Below are 14550 nucleotides of genomic sequence, written 5' to 3' on the forward strand. Positions count from 1 at the left end.
GGCTTTAATTCCTGACTAAGAATTTAGGTTACATCAAACATAAATAACAGAAATTGCAATAGCAATAGAATTGCAAAAAAGCAGATATATGAGTCAGCCAAAAACCCTAATTTAGCGTTATGACTACAATTGCCGAAGAATTTTTGGCCGATGCTGAAAATAAGGCCTTTGATACAGATCACAGGCGCATAATTAACTATAATATCGGGAAATATGATACGGCTGTGGCTCGCGGTTTGTCGCGGATCATCAATATGGAAAACGCCAAGCGTCGCGGCCACGTAATAAAGTGGAAAATGATGGAGAACCTGGATAAGGTTCTGCCTGAGTTTGAAGCCAATTTTCAGAAACGCGGCGGTAAGGTAATCTGGGCAAATGATGCCGCAGAGGCAAACCAGGAGGTTTTAAATATCCTTAAAAGAGTTAATGCCAAAACCATTGTGAAATCAAAATCAATGGTGACCGAAGAAATTCGTTTAAATGAGTTTTTAGAGAGCAACAACATAGCATCTATTGAAACCGACCTGGGCGAATACATTGTGCAACTGTTGGGGCAAAGGCCTTATCATATTGTTACACCGGCCATGCACCTGTCAAAAGAAGACATTGCAAAGCTTTTTCACGAAAAGTTCGGCACTCCGCCAGATGCCACACCTGAGCAGCTAACCCTTAAGGCACGCGAACTGCTGCGCGAAAAATACCTGCAGGCAGACGTAGGCATAACCGGCGGCAACTTTTTAATTGCCGATACGGGCAGCGTAGCCGTTAGCGAAAATGAAGGTAACGCAAGGTTAACCACCAGTTTCCCCAAGATTCATATTGCTATTGTTGGCATTGAAAAAATCATTCCTTCAATGGCAGATCTTGATCTTTTCTGGCCAATGCTGGCCGGGCACGGTACCGGGCAAAACTTAACGGTTTATAACACCATATTAAGCGGCCCGCGCCAACCCAATGAAACGGATGGCCCTGACGAGATGTATGTTATCTTGTTAGATAATGGCCGCACTAATCTGCTGGCACAGAAAGATCAGCGGCAGGGGTTGTATTGTATTCGTTGCGGGGCCTGTCTTAACGCTTGCCCGGTTTATAAAAACATAGGCGGGCACACTTACAATACCCCGTACAGCGGGCCCATAGGTTCTATTATTACCCCGCATTTGCAGGGGATGAAAGAGTTTAAGCACTTAAGTTATGCGTCAAGCCTGTGTGGCAAGTGCACCGAGGTGTGCCCCGTTAAAATAGATATCCATAAAATGCTGTTGTTAAACCGCCGCGATGCTGTTGAGGGCGGGTTTGTTACAAACGCCGAAAAATGGGGCTGGAAAATGTGGACAAGGGGCATGTTAAGTCGCAAAACCGAAGATTTTTTTGGCGGGAAAATGAAAAACTTTTTTTTGAAGACTTTCTTCAAAAAAACATGGGGGCACTACAAACAGCTGCCGGATGTGGCTGAAAAATCCTTCGCGAAACAATGGGAAGAAAAAAATGCCCCTTCAAAATAAAAGGGATCACTCAAAAACAAGTTCTATTCAATAAATTTATAATATTGCTGGTGCTTAACGTGCATTGCCACTTTGTGCTTTTTAAAGCGTTGATTGCGTGAGCGCAAGGTTTTTGTTTACCTCTCCCAAATTCCGATAATTAAGTTAATATGATTTTTGACCGGAAAAACCTGGACGATAACGCGCTAATCAATATCTACAGAAAACTGTTGTTTCCGCGTGTTATTGAAGAAAAAATGCTTGTACTATTGCGCCAGGGGCGCATTGGCAAGTGGTTTTCCGGTATCGGGCAGGAAGCAATTGCAGTTGGCGCATCGCTGGCTATGCAAGCTGATGAGTATATTTTACCCATGCACCGCAACCTTGGTGTTTTTACTACCCGGAATGTGCCATTTGAGCGTTTGTTTGCCCAATGGACAGGGAAGTCATCGGGTTTTACAAAAGGGCGCGACCGCTCTTTCCATTTCGGATCTCAGGAGCATAAAGTATTGGGCATGATATCGCATTTGGGGCCACAGCCAACATTGGCCAATGGTATTGCACTTGCTGATGTGTTGAGCAAGCGGGCCAGGGCCACAATTGTTTTTGTTGGCGAGGGCACTACCAGCGAAGGCGATTTTCATGAGGCATTAAATATTGCGTCTGTCTGGAACTTGCCCGTAATATTCCTGGTTGAAAATAACGGTTACGCTTTATCTACGCCGGTTGTAGAACAATACAACTGCAAACGGTTGGTTGACAGGGCAATAGGCTATGGTATTGAAGGCAGGCAGGTTGACGGAAACAATGTACTTTCTGTTTATTATACCATAAGCGAGATAGCATCAAACATTCGCCAACGGCCCCGGCCGGTGTTGGTTGAGTGTATGACATTCAGAATGCGCGGGCACGAGGAGGCTTCGGGTACCAAATACGTTCCGCAGGAGCTTATTAGCGCATGGCAGGACAAGGACCCGGTACTTTTGTTTGAAAACTATTTGGTTAGCCAGGAAGTAATAAAGCGCGAATGGGGGCCCTATCTGCGTAAAGAGTTCAACTCCCGCTTAGAACCATTGATAGAAAAAACACTTGCCGAGCCGGACATAAAGCCTAACGTTTTTACCGAGATAAGAGATGTGTACCGCGATGCTGTGCTCCCTTTAGCAACCGAGAGTGCCGGAAAAAACGTTGTACGTTATATAGATGGCATATCGGCTGCGCTAAAGCAGAGTATGCAAAAATATGACAACCTTATTTTGATGGGGCAGGACATAGCAGACTACGGCGGGGTTTTTAAAGTTACCGAGGGATTGGTTGAACAGTTTGGCAAAGCAAGGGTACGCAATACGCCGCTCTGCGAATCGGGTGTTGTAGGTGCGGCAATGGGTTTGGCGCTTAATGGCTACAAAGCCGTTGTTGAAATGCAGTTTGCTGATTTTGCCAGCAGCGGCTTTACGCAGATAGTCAATCATCTGGCTAAAACGCATTACCGCTGGGGCCAAAATGTTGATGTGGTTATCCGCATGCCAACAGGCGCCGGTACATCCGGCGGGCCGTTCCACTCGCAAAGTAATGAAGCCTGGTTTATAAAAACGCCCGGGCTTAAGGTAGTTTATCCCGCTTTTCCGGATGACGCCAAAGGCCTGCTGATGGCCGCCATTGCCGACCCCAACCCGGTAATGTATTTTGAACATAAACATCTGTACCGCAACCTGACAGGCGAAGTGCCCGACGGCGACACTTATGTTGAAATTGGCAAGGCCCGCATTGTAAAAGAAGGTACCGACGCTACCATAATAGCATACGGCTACGCCGTGCATTGGGCGCTGGAATATATGGATAAACATCCCGCCCAATCTATTGAACTGATAGACCTGCGAAGCCTGCAACCTTGGGATAGGGCAACCGTAATTAAAAGTGTTAAAAAAACCGGCCGGGCACTTGTGCTGCACGAAGATACTTTTACCTGTGGTTTTGGTGCCGAGATCGCTGCCAGCATTGCCGAACATTGCTTCGCTAATTTAGATGCCCCGGTAATGCGCTGCGCCAGTTTAGATACGCCCGTGCCTATGGATAAGGGGTTGGAGAATCAGTTTCTGGCTAAAGCGCGGTTGGAGAAGGCAATGGCCCAGGTGTTAAGTTATTAACCTCTGCTTAATTCTATAATGAAACTTGACGAGATCTATTTAAAAATAAGAACTAAAGTATGGCTAAGCAGAGTAGTGTTTCTGCTGCGTTATCTCATCGGGTTTGCGTTTATACCTTCGGGTATGAAAAAGCTACTCGGCCTAAGGTTTACCCAAATACCAGACAGTGACCCTATAGGTCACTTTTTTGAGGCCATGTATCAAATGGGTTTGTATTGGAACTTTTTAGGCGCCGGGCAGCTTTTAGCAGCGTTATTGTTAATGACACAAAGATTTGCAACACTCGGAGCACTCATCTTCTCATTTATCGCTATAAACATTTTTGTAATAACAATTTCTCTGCCGTTCACAGGTACCTGGGTTATTACATCGGGACTGGTATTAGCCGGCATTTGCCTGCTATTATGGGATTACAACAAGCTTAAATTCGCCTTCCTATCAGACAATTTTCAATACGAGACCGAAAACCACCGGCCGCTGCCAACACATAACACCGCCTGGGCAATTGCCGGTTTTTTACTTTTTGCTTTCTCTGTTGTAATATCAATTTGGTTTAGGCCTATTTAACCCTACTCATAATGGTAATATCCCTTACTATTTAGATAATAACATTAAATTTTTAAATGTATTTTTAATATTACTTTGTAGGTTACCCACATTATAATACTAAGATTAAGTGCCAAAGAACCGAGCAATTTTTTATTTGCTGTAATAATGTTTTATCAACTTAACTCCACTTGCTCTCCGCAAAATCAACCAATTAATATATCAATACAAAAACCTTAATTTGCAGTAAACCATAAAACCAAAATATGAGCCACCAACCAACAACTACGCAGCAAAGTGCCCAAACCAGGGGGTATCTTTTTCCGCTGATAATGGTAACCACTTTGTTTTTTCTGTGGGGATTTATCCATAACCTTGACCCCATACTTATCCCCCACCTTAAAAACGCATTTACCCTCACCGACCTGCAGACTGCTTTTATTGATTCCTCAGTATACGCTGCCTACTTTGCTATGGCTCTGCCGGCGGGGTATTTTATGCGCAAATTTGGGTACAAAAGTGGTATCATTTTAGGTTTGGTGTTGTTTGCCATCGGTTCCTTTTTGTTTTTGCCCGCGGCCGATACACGGCAATATGTTTTCTTTTTAGGCGCGTTGTTTATAATAGCCTGTGGCCTCACATTTTTAGAAACAGCAGCTAACCCGTATGTTACTATTTTGGGCCCGCCCGAAACAGCTGTTCAGCGGCTTAACTTTTCTCAATCATTTAATGGCCTGGCAGCTACTTTAGCACCGCTTGTTGGTGGTTGGTTTATTATGACGGATACCAGCGATGCCGATACCAAAATGGCTGCCATGTCGGCTATCGATAAGCAAGCATATTTAACCGCGCAGGTAGACAGCGTTAAAGGGCCGTATATGATAATTGGGATAGTTATTGTATTGATAGCACTAATTGTTGTCTTTACCAAACTCCCCGACATCAAAGAAAACAAAGAAGAGATTGAAGGATCAAGCATATCGCACGCGTTAAAACACAGTCACCTTACATGGGGTATAATAGCGCAGTTTTTTTATGTTGGAGCGCAGGTGTGCGTTATCAGCTTTTTCATCAGGTACATAACGGGTTCAACCGATATTGTACAGAGTGACGCAAAATGGTACTCTAGCATTGCCGGCTTGGCATTTTTGGTGGGACGCTTTGCCGGAACGGTCTTTATGCGATTTTTTGCCCCCAACCGTTTATTGATGCTGTATGCACTTGCTTGCGTATTATTAAGCGGGCTGGCAGCACTGGCCGGCGGCATGGTTGGTGTTTACGCAATAATAGGCGTTTGCTTTTTTATGTCTATCATGTTCCCCACCATATTTTCAATGGGGATAGCAGGTTTGGGTAAAGACACCAAGTTAGGCTCTTCGTTAATTGTAATGTCAATTGTAGGTGGCGCTTTATTACCTTTGGCACTGGGGTATGTATCTGACGTCACAGGGGCTATCCGTTACGGCTACATAGTGCCAATGATATGCTTCATGGTGATATTGTTTTACGGCTGGAAAAAATGGATGCCGGTGGTAAAAGAAGCCGCTTTAGAAGTTAAAATATAAGTTACGCGCAAATGAATTTAGTGATCAGAATAAATAAAGCCGATAACGTGCTTGTGGCCCTGCAGGATTTAAAGCAAGGCCAACAGGTGCTGTTTGAAGGCAACACCTATACAATTGTTGAACCTGTACCGGCCAAGCATAAGTTTTTTATGCAGGATATGCGTACCGGTGATGAAGTGTACATGTATGGGGTATTGGTAGGGAAGATACAGCATGATGTACAAACGGGCATGCGCATGAGCGTTGATAACATCAAACACGCAGCAGAGCCTTATTTTTATCGTGATGTTGAATATAAATGGGAGGCGCCTGATGTAAGCAAATTTCAGGGCCGCACCTTCAATGGGTATCATCGCCAGAATGGTTCCGTTGGGACAGCGAATTACTGGCTGTTCATCCCCACTGTATTTTGCGAAAACCGCAACCTTGATATTATAAAAGAAGCCTTGCATAATGAGCTGGGCTATGCTGTTGATGCTAAATACAAAGCATATACCCATCAGCTGGTGCAGGCATTTCAAAACGGCGAAGATATAAACAACCTAAACCTTGCGCCGGTGCAAGGGCATACAGCCAACCGCGTATTTAAAAATGTAGATGGCATAAAGTTTTTAAATCATACTGGTGGCTGCGGCGGTACCCGTCAGGATTCTTTGGTGCTGAGTAAATTACTGGCTGCTTACGCAGATCATCCTAACGTGGCGGGTATAACTGTACTTAGCCTTGGTTGCCAGCACTTGCAATTGGATGAGTTTAGACAGGAACTTTTAGATAGGGACCCCAACTTTAATAAGCCTTATTTCACTTTTGAGCAACAAAGCTCGCAAAGCGAAGAGGACCTGATTAAACAGGCCATCCGTCATACTTTTAACGGACTTATAGAGATCAATAAAATAGAGCGTACACCTGCTACATTGGATAAACTTAACCTTGGTGTTAAGTGCGGTGGCAGTGATGGCTTTAGTGGTATTTCTGCCAATCCGGCTGTTGGTTATTGCGCGGATTTGTTGGTAGGTTTAGGGGGTAAGGTACTACTGGCCGAGTTCCCTGAACTTTGCGGCGTTGAGCAGGAAATGATTGACAGATCTGTCGACCGCCCAACGGCTGAAAAGTTTATAAAACTAATGACCGATTACGATGCCATGGCTCACCGCGATGGCTCGGGTTTTTTTATGAATCCTTCGCCGGGTAATATAAAGGATGGTTTGATAACAGATGCCATTAAATCGGCAGGGGCAGCGCGCAAAGCGGGTACTTCTCCGGTTGTTGATGTGCTAAATTATACCGAAACCGTAACTAAACCGGGTCTGAGCCTTGTTTGCACGCCCGGCAATGATGTAGAAGCTACAACGGGCAAGGCAGCAGCAGGAGCAACGCTGATCTTATTTACCACAGGGTTAGGCACGCCGACGGGCAACCCGGTTTGCCCTACCATAAAGGTGGCAACCAACTCTGTTTTGGCTAAGCGTATGGCGGATATAATAGATATTGATACAGGTGCAATTATCCGCGGCGAAAAAACAATAGAAGAAATGGGCGAGGACATTCTGGAGTATTGCATTGAAGCCGCAAGCGGAAGGCAAATACCCAAAGCCGTACTACTTAACCAGGATGATTTTATACCTTGGAAACGCGGTGTAAGCCTGTAAACATCAAATAGAAATAAGCAATAGTAGATGTTTTCACTACAAAATAAAAAAGCTGTAATAACAGGAGCGGGGAGCGGAATTGGCGAGGCGATTGCCCTGTTGCTTGCCGCTCATGGTGCCGAGATTCACATCATAGATCTTAACGAACATCAGGCGAATGCTACAGTAGCAGAGATAAGGCAGAATAACGGGCAAGCTACTGCTTACGTGTGCGATGTATCAAATCATCAATCTGTATTAAACGTTTTTGAAGAAATAGGCACAATAGACATCCTCATCAATAACGCAGGCATAGCCCACATTGGCAAAGCCGATACTACACCCGAAGCCGATTTTGACCGGGTGATGAGCGTTATTGTAAAAGGCGCGTATAACTGCCTTTTTGCTGCAATACCCAAATTAAGAGCCAGTGGTGGTGGCGTTATCCTCAACATATCATCTGTTGCAGCGTTAGTGGGTATATCCGAAAGATTTGTATACAGCACAGCTAAGGGCGCTATCCGTTCTATGACCATGAGTGTAGCCAAAGATTATATAGGCGAGAACATCCGCTGCAATTCTATATCACCGGCGCGCGTGCATACTCCTTTTGTAGATGGCTTTCTGCAAAAGAATTACCCTGATAATATAGAAGAAATGTTTGATAAACTTTCTAAAACGCAGCCCATAGGTCGCATGGCCACCCCGGAAGAAATTGCCACACTGGCGTTGTACTTATGCAGCGACGAAGCGGCTTTTATAACCGGGGTTGATTATCCTATAGACGGCGGATTCACCACACTAAATAACTAACACCAGCGTTACAATACCTATATTTGGTATATGAAAAATCTGTTCACTACACTTTTGTTGCTGTTCGGCGTGTTAATAGCTAACGCGCAGGTATCCGCCAGTATGTCAATGCCGGGTGCAGGTACGCCGTGGAAACCAACAGAGCTGATGGAACCGGGCGAACTAAACGAGTATATAAAGACTGACAAGGCTCCTGTAATATTTAACACAGGCACTGTAGAAGACATAAAAGGAGCCATACACATCGGCACGATCAATGAAGCCGCCAATCTTGCGAAATTTAAATCTGACCTGGCATCTCACCCTAAAAATACCCAGATAGTAGTATACTGCGGATGCTGTCCTTTTGGCAAATGCCCCAACATACGCCCAGCTTACAAGCAGTTAAAGGATTTAGGGTATACCAATGTTAAAGTATTAAATCTGTACGTCAATTTACGCAACAATTGGACATCGGAGGGATATCCCTTGGCTAAAGATTAATATTAGTAGTTAAATCAATTGTGATAACACAAACCTTTTATTAGGTGGCATGGTTAATTAATAGTCATGAAAATAGCAACCTATAATGTTAACGGCGTAAACGGCCGCCTGCCGGTATTGCTGCGCTGGCTTGCGGAAGCACAACCCGATGTTGTTTGCCTGCAGGAATTAAAGGCCCCACAGGAAAAGTTTCCCGAGGCGGCTATACTTGAAGCCGGTTATAATGCTATATGGCACGGTCAAAAAAGCTGGAACGGGGTGGCAATTTTAAGCCGTGGGCGCGAAATAAAGGAAGTACGCCGGGTGCTTCCCGGCGACCCGGAAGACGAGCACAGCCGCTACATTGAGGCTATTGTAAACAACGTTATAATAGGTTGCCTTTACCTGCCTAATGGCAACCCGGCGCCGGGGCCTAAGTTTGATTACAAACTGGCCTGGTTCCAACGCCTTACGTTGCACGCTGCGGATTTGATGGCAAAAGGTTTACCCGTTGTGCTAACCGGCGACTATAATGTAATGCCTACCGAAAAGGATGTGTATAAGCCTGAACGCTGGGGAGAAGATGCACTTTTCCGCCCCGAAACCCGCACCGCTTTTAAAACGCTGTTTGAGCAGGGCTGGACAGATGCCATTCGGAAGCTTTATCCCGATGAAACCATTTATACTTTTTGGGATTACTTCCGCAATGCTTACGGCCGTAACGCTGGGCTACGGATTGATCATTTCTTACTAAGTCCGCAGATTGAGGGCCGCTTGCAAAGCGCCGGGGTTGACAGGCATGTACGCGGATGGGAAAAGAGCAGCGACCATGCGCCGGTATGGATTGAGTTGGCAGATTAGCAAGTATAAATGCTTCAGGTTTTTTGATATTGAACATAGAATATCCAGCACTTATATAATGAAGTGGTCAACTTCGGTGTTGGATACTCGACGTTCATTATTCGATATTATCTCAATTATAGATCTTATCCTTCTTCAACATAGCCACATCGGCCGGGGTAATATCAGCTATCGCACGGATCTTGTTATTGGTGATGTTAAGCTCATCCATTATACCCACTACGTTTTCGTAAATAGATTGGTCGCTGGGTTTTATTAAAACTATCATTTCCTTATCCTGCTCTTTTTTTATGCGGGCGGCTTGCTCCAATAGAACTTTCCTGATGCCTTTTTTATTCAGAGTGGCTACCGAAGGTCCCATCATCGGCTTATCTGGTTCGCCGAAATACCATGATGCTTTACTATTAGCACCCAATAACACCGTCATTGTTCGGCTTGAAGCAACACTTGTTTCCCGAGTATCCACCGGCATGTTCAGCTCCATTGTTTTGGGCTTTTGCAGTGTGGTGGTTAGTATAAAAAATGTAATAAGTAAAAAAGCCAGGTCAACCATTGCGGTAAGGTCAACTCGCAGTGCTTTCTTTTTACTGCGGATACTGCTTTTGTTGTTGTCGGAGGTATTTAGCTCTGCCATAATTTTAGGTTTTGTGCCATGCGGCGGATGAATTATTCGGGTTAACTAAAAGGATAGTTAAATTTAAACACTGTATTTTTTAAATGCAACAAAACTGCATTTAAAATTTATTAAATCTTTTCAACACGCTCAATGTTAATATTTTAAACATTTTTGCCATGAACGATAAAGCATTTGCACAAGAGTATGCCAAAGAACTCGAAGCCGAAATACCATCAACAGCGAAATGCCTTGAACGCATCCCGCTTGAAAAGTTTGATTGGAAACCGCACGAAAGATCTATGCAGTTAGGATACCTGGCTTTACTTACCGGCGAGATCCCCAGGTGGGTCACCCACATTATATTACATCCCGAAATAGATCTGGCAACCTTTGCCCATGATCAACCAAAAACCGGGGAAGAGCTCAGTAAGCTTTTTCACAAAAATGTTGATGAAGCTATAGCTACGCTCAATACGGTTGAAGATGGCGGACGATAAATTCGAGTTGAAGACCAATGGCACGGTGGTGCTTAGCTCAACCAAGCGCGAGCAGGTAGCGCAATGCATTAACCACATGGTGCACCATCGCGGGCAGCTCACTGTTTATATGCGCTTGTTGGATATCCCTGTGCCGTCTATTTATGGGCCATCTGCTGATGATAAAAGTTTCAGCAGTAACTAAATGGTGATGAGATAAGCTCGTTAATTGTTTGATTTTTGCAATTATCGGTTTGCTTCGCGTAATAGCTGGCGAGCATCCGTCATATACCTTTGTGTTGTTAAACAATTAAAACAAACACACAATGGACACACAAAAAATATGGCTGGTAACCGGCGCATCAAAAGGACTTGGTTTATCACTGGTACAAAAACTGTTAAGCGAAGGTTATAAAGTAGCTGCAACATCAAGAAAATTAAAGGATCTGGACGCAGAAAGCGAAAGCTTTTTACCCCTACAGGTTGAACTGCTTAACGAGCAAAGCATTACCGACGCAATTGCAGCTATCATCAACAAATTTGGCAAAATAGATGTGGTGGTAAACAATGCCGGTTACGGACAAATAGGAACGTTAGAGGAACTGACCGATGCCGAAGCACGCGCAAATTTCGATGTAAACGTGTTCGGCTCGCTTAATATCATTCGCGCGGTTATGCCGCATTTACGCAGCCAGCGTTCGGGTGCTATTTTTAACATCTCATCAGTTGGCGGGTTTACCGGTAATTTTCCGGGCTGGGGTATTTACTGCGCCACTAAATTTGCTATGGCAGGTTTTACAGAATCATTATCAGCAGAAGCTAAAGAGTTTGGCGTTAGCGCTACGGTTGTATACCCGGGATACTTCCGCACAAACTTCCTTAAAGAGGGCTCATTAACATTGCCTAAAAACCCAATTACAGATTACACTGGCGCAAGAGAACTGGAAGCTGCTCATGTAAATCAGATAGATAACAATCAAGCGGGCGACCCGGATAAAGCAGCCGCAGTGTTAATTGAAATTGCCGAACAAAACGAGTGCCCGCTACATTTATTTTTAGGACAGGATGCTTATGATATGGCAAATACAAAAATAGAAGCTGTACGAAAAGACCTGGCCGAAACAAAGGCACTTACTACCTCTACAGGGTTTTAATTAGTCGATGGTCCCAGGCAACTATATCCGGCGGAACTCCCCTCTTGAGAGGGGGCGTTTGGGAATGTGCGGCTGCGGGGGTGTGTTAAACAGGCGGAATAACACACCCCTCCGCCCCTCTGAAGAGGGGAATCGCACCACCCACCACTTGTTTTGATCTCCTGACAATCTTTAATTATTCAAAACTAGATACACCCTCTGTTTGATTTTTATAACTTAGTATAATGAACAAAACCGAAACGCTTGAGGATTTTTACCTGCAAAAATTAAACTGGATGCCAGACAATTTGGGTAAGGGAATGGGGCATTTTAATGTTTTTAAACTGGAAGATTTTGTGGCTAAATATTGCCAAACCATTCCTTATAGCCGTAAAGATTTTTATAAGGTAAGTTTTATAGTGGGCAAAAACAGGGTTCATTATGCAGATAAATCTATAGATATTGATAAGCAGGCTTTGTTTTTTGCCAGTCCGCAGATCCCCTATAATTGGGAGTATTTGAGCGAAGAGCAAAGCGGTTTCTTCTGCATTTTTACCGAAACGTTTTTTAATCATTTCGGCAATATTAAAGATTACCCCGTATTTAAACCCGGCGGCAATCCAATTTTTCAACTAACAGATGAGGACGCGAAGAAAATAAGGGTGATCTATTTGAGAATAATGGATGAAATAGATTCCGACTATATCTATAAATATGATGCAATACGCGCGCTGGTAATGGAGCTTATCCATACAGCGCAAAAGTTACAACCCTCGTCTTTGCGCTATGAGCATCCAAATGCTGCCGCACGTATTTCATCCTTATTTATGGAGCTGTTAGAGCGGCAATTCCCTATAGAATCTATTCAGCAAACCATGAAGTTCCGGTCAGCTACGGAGTTTGCAGATCAATTGTCTGTGCATGTTAACCACTTAAACCGGGCACTAAAAGATGCTACCGGAAAAACAACTACACAGATAATAGGCGAGCGGATTGTTCAGGAAGCTAAGGCGCTTTTAAAACATAGCAACTGGAATATTGCCGAAATTGGCTACAGCCTGGGTTTTGAGGAAGCACCGCATTTTATTAATTTCTTTAAAAAGAGCACGCAATTTACACCGCGATCGTTCAGGGCTGCGGAAGTATAAAACAACTAAAATAAGCGGAGGCCCTGTTCGATTCCTCTTCAGTTGTATACAACCAGTGGTTGTATTGCGGCTTTTTCACGATTTAAAGAACCTTTGCAAAAATTAACTACCTGATTGGCAGAAGCTTATAAAGCAGGTGTATACTTGTATACAATAGTTGGATACCCGTATACAGTATACACTTTTACTTATCTACCTTGCTTATCCAGTCTTTTATGGCAGCTCGCAGGGGCTGCTCTTTTTGCAAAACCTCGTCCATATCGCTTAAGTAAAGCAGCTTACGGCCGTCGGCATAGTCGCCTGTAAGCAGGTTGTTATCGTTGCTGATCTTTGCCCCGCTCGGAAAAACCAGCACGATGCGTTTATGCAGGTTCATCACAATAATATACTGCTTGTACTCTTTAGGATTGAAGGGTTTCATTGCGCCGGTGTAGTAAAAGCTTGGCGCGTTCCATTTAATTTCTTCCGCAATTTCGGGGTCGGTACTTAAAACTATCTGCCGCAGTTTTTCCACTACGAGCGCAACGGCTTCATCCAACTGCGCAATATAAGCTGATACCGCCTCGCTTCCGCTTAATTTGGGTGTTTTGGCCACGCGTGATTTAATTTAAGGCGTTTTTTAACCATGAGTGGTGAAGCAGGTTTGTAGCAGGCTGTAGCACTCTACCTGCTACATAATAATTACCTTTCTAACTTAGCCACCCGTGTTGGCGTCTCTGTCCCCGCAACAATACCACGCGAGCTTAAGGCTATGGCTTTTATAGTTGCAGTGATGTTCTTTACATCCAATGAGCTGAACTCATCCTTTACGGTATGGTACAGCTTATCAATATCTATCTGATCTGTTGAAATTGTATGCGCCGGGACGCCGAGTCTTGCCAACGTGGCGTTATCGCTGCGATAAAAAAGATTTTGTGTTGGGTAGGGGTCCGGATGAAACTGAAAGGCAGTTCCCTCCAGGTTTTTTTGCAGGATGGTGCCAAAGTCAGAGCGCTCAAAACCGGTAATAAAGGCCGAGTTCTCGCCAAATTTTGATGCCTTACCGATCATCTCAATATTAAACATCGCTACAGTCTTATCAGGATCAACCATTTTTGAGAAATACCGTGCACCATACCCGCCGATCTCTTCAGCTGTAAAAGCAACGAAAATTAAAGTGCGGGCATTGTTATCCAATTTTTTAAAATACTCGGCTAAGGTAATAACCGCCGTAGTACCTGATGCATCGTCATCAGCGCCGTTGGATATACTATCTCCTTCCATTGGTTTACCAATACCCAAATGATCATAATGGGCAGAAAAAATCACGTATTCATCAGGCTTGGTTTTGCCCGGCAGCACACCCACCACATTAAAAAGGGGAATGTTGGTCAATTTTTCTGCCATATTACCCCTTGTAGGCAGTGGTCCCAATGCCTTTGGGTCCACAACTTGCCTAAAACCACTTAGGCCTGTTAGTGGCGTTAAGCCAATGCCTTTAAACTCGTCCTCAATAAACAGGGCGGCTTTTTCTATGCCCGGTGTAAAGGTGCCACGGCCCTGCATATCATCGGCAGAGAGCGTTTTTATAATGCGCTCAACCTGTTTTTCTTTTATTAATTTATCTACTTTCTGCCCGTAACCGTAAACAGATAAACCTAACAGTAAGGCAATGGTGAAGAATTTTTTCAT

15 protein-coding genes are annotated in these 14550 nt (G+C 44.2%); 12 read left to right on the top strand and 3 right to left on the bottom strand.

What is annotated here, in order from left to right:
- The first annotated feature begins 119 nt into the window (after nt 1–119).
- From ACVW2L_RS19205 to xth, 8 genes are all read left to right on the top strand, one after another.
- A complete protein-coding gene (locus ACVW2L_RS19205; protein WP_457129565.1) occupies nt 120–1505 on the top strand; it encodes a LutB/LldF family L-lactate oxidation iron-sulfur protein in 1386 nt (461 codons plus the stop codon).
- A 149-nt stretch (nt 1506–1654) separates the two neighbouring features.
- Complete coding sequence (locus tag ACVW2L_RS19210; RefSeq protein WP_457129566.1) at nt 1655–3631, top strand: alpha-ketoacid dehydrogenase subunit alpha/beta; 1977 nt, start codon at nt 1655–1657, stop codon at nt 3629–3631.
- Between the two features lie 18 nt (nt 3632–3649).
- On the top strand, nt 3650–4198 hold the full coding sequence (locus ACVW2L_RS19215) for a DoxX family membrane protein (RefSeq protein WP_457129567.1): 549 nt from the start codon (nt 3650–3652) through the stop codon (nt 4196–4198).
- A 245-nt stretch (nt 4199–4443) separates the two neighbouring features.
- Nucleotides 4444–5742 (top strand): L-fucose:H+ symporter permease, encoded by a 1299-nt coding sequence (fucP, locus tag ACVW2L_RS19220; protein ID WP_457129568.1) that lies wholly within the window; start codon nt 4444–4446, stop codon nt 5740–5742.
- 11 nt (nt 5743–5753) lie between these two features.
- Nucleotides 5754–7391 (top strand): UxaA family hydrolase, encoded by a 1638-nt coding sequence (locus ACVW2L_RS19225; RefSeq protein ID WP_457129569.1) that lies wholly within the window; start codon nt 5754–5756, stop codon nt 7389–7391.
- A 27-nt stretch (nt 7392–7418) separates the two neighbouring features.
- A complete protein-coding gene (locus ACVW2L_RS19230; RefSeq protein WP_457129570.1) occupies nt 7419–8183 on the top strand; it encodes an SDR family NAD(P)-dependent oxidoreductase in 765 nt (254 codons plus the stop codon).
- 30 nt (nt 8184–8213) lie between these two features.
- A complete protein-coding gene (locus ACVW2L_RS19235; RefSeq protein ID WP_457129571.1) occupies nt 8214–8666 on the top strand; it encodes a rhodanese-like domain-containing protein in 453 nt (150 codons plus the stop codon).
- Between the two features lie 66 nt (nt 8667–8732).
- Nucleotides 8733–9506 carry an exodeoxyribonuclease III gene (gene xth, locus ACVW2L_RS19240; protein WP_457129572.1) on the top strand — a complete coding sequence of 258 codons (774 nt, stop codon included), beginning with the start codon at nt 8733–8735 and terminating at the stop codon, nt 9504–9506.
- A gap of 112 nt (nt 9507–9618) precedes the next feature.
- Here the strand turns inward: xth and ACVW2L_RS19245 are convergent, their stop codons facing one another.
- The gene (locus ACVW2L_RS19245) at nt 9619–10140 is read right to left on the bottom strand and encodes an ExbD/TolR family protein (RefSeq protein ID WP_457129573.1); all 522 of its coding nucleotides are present in this window, start codon (nt 10138–10140) and stop codon (nt 9619–9621) included.
- Between the two features lie 158 nt (nt 10141–10298).
- On the opposite strand from ACVW2L_RS19245, the gene ACVW2L_RS19250 reads away from it, so the two are divergent.
- From ACVW2L_RS19250 to ACVW2L_RS19265, 4 genes are all read left to right on the top strand, one after another.
- Nucleotides 10299–10619 (top strand): hypothetical protein, encoded by a 321-nt coding sequence (locus ACVW2L_RS19250; protein WP_457129574.1) that lies wholly within the window; start codon nt 10299–10301, stop codon nt 10617–10619.
- Entirely contained in the window at nt 10606–10803 is a 198-nt protein-coding gene (locus tag ACVW2L_RS19255; RefSeq protein ID WP_457129575.1) for a DinB family protein, read from the top strand. Before ACVW2L_RS19250 ends, ACVW2L_RS19255 begins: the two co-directional genes overlap by 14 nt.
- 121 nt (nt 10804–10924) lie before the next feature.
- Nucleotides 10925–11752, top strand: coding sequence for an SDR family oxidoreductase (locus ACVW2L_RS19260; RefSeq protein WP_457129576.1), 828 nt, complete (start codon nt 10925–10927; stop codon nt 11750–11752).
- Between the two features lie 224 nt (nt 11753–11976).
- Nucleotides 11977–12879, top strand: coding sequence for a helix-turn-helix domain-containing protein (locus ACVW2L_RS19265; RefSeq protein ID WP_457129577.1), 903 nt, complete (start codon nt 11977–11979; stop codon nt 12877–12879).
- Nucleotides 12880–13063: 184 nt separating this feature from the next.
- On the opposite strand, the gene ACVW2L_RS19270 is transcribed toward ACVW2L_RS19265, so the two are convergent.
- Nucleotides 13064–13474, bottom strand: a complete 411-nt coding sequence (locus ACVW2L_RS19270; RefSeq protein WP_457129578.1) for a DUF1801 domain-containing protein — start codon at nt 13472–13474, stop codon at nt 13064–13066.
- Nucleotides 13475–13560: 86 nt separating this feature from the next.
- Nucleotides 13561–14550: a M20/M25/M40 family metallo-hydrolase gene (locus ACVW2L_RS19275; RefSeq protein ID WP_457129579.1), complete on the bottom strand. Its 990-nt coding sequence runs from the start codon at nt 14548–14550 to the stop codon at nt 13561–13563.

This window comes from Mucilaginibacter sp. HD30 (assembly GCF_054061755.1).

Excerpts from the sequence above, each read along its gene's own strand:
- ACVW2L_RS19260 (WP_457129576.1), top strand. The coding sequence starts at position 10,925 with ATGGACACACAAAAAATATGGCTGGTAACCGGCGCATCAAAAGGACTT.
- ACVW2L_RS19210 (WP_457129566.1), top strand. The coding sequence starts at position 1,655 with ATGATTTTTGACCGGAAAAACCTGGACGATAACGCGCTAATCAATATC.
- ACVW2L_RS19205 (WP_457129565.1), top strand. The coding sequence starts at position 120 with ATGACTACAATTGCCGAAGAATTTTTGGCCGATGCTGAAAATAAGGCC.
- ACVW2L_RS19215 (WP_457129567.1), top strand. The coding sequence starts at position 3,650 with ATGAAACTTGACGAGATCTATTTAAAAATAAGAACTAAAGTATGGCTA.
- ACVW2L_RS19225 (WP_457129569.1), top strand. The coding sequence starts at position 5,754 with ATGAATTTAGTGATCAGAATAAATAAAGCCGATAACGTGCTTGTGGCC.
- ACVW2L_RS19245 (WP_457129573.1), bottom strand. The coding sequence starts at position 10,140 with ATGGCAGAGCTAAATACCTCCGACAACAACAAAAGCAGTATCCGCAGT.
- xth (WP_457129572.1), top strand. The coding sequence starts at position 8,733 with ATGAAAATAGCAACCTATAATGTTAACGGCGTAAACGGCCGCCTGCCG.
- ACVW2L_RS19235 (WP_457129571.1), top strand. The coding sequence starts at position 8,214 with ATGAAAAATCTGTTCACTACACTTTTGTTGCTGTTCGGCGTGTTAATA.
- ACVW2L_RS19230 (WP_457129570.1), top strand. The coding sequence starts at position 7,419 with ATGTTTTCACTACAAAATAAAAAAGCTGTAATAACAGGAGCGGGGAGC.
- ACVW2L_RS19250 (WP_457129574.1), top strand. The coding sequence starts at position 10,299 with ATGAACGATAAAGCATTTGCACAAGAGTATGCCAAAGAACTCGAAGCC.
- ACVW2L_RS19275 (WP_457129579.1), bottom strand. The coding sequence starts at position 14,550 with ATGAAAAAATTCTTCACCATTGCCTTACTGTTAGGTTTATCTGTTTAC.
- fucP (WP_457129568.1), top strand. The coding sequence starts at position 4,444 with ATGAGCCACCAACCAACAACTACGCAGCAAAGTGCCCAAACCAGGGGG.
- ACVW2L_RS19255 (WP_457129575.1), top strand. The coding sequence starts at position 10,606 with ATGGCGGACGATAAATTCGAGTTGAAGACCAATGGCACGGTGGTGCTT.
- ACVW2L_RS19265 (WP_457129577.1), top strand. The coding sequence starts at position 11,977 with ATGAACAAAACCGAAACGCTTGAGGATTTTTACCTGCAAAAATTAAAC.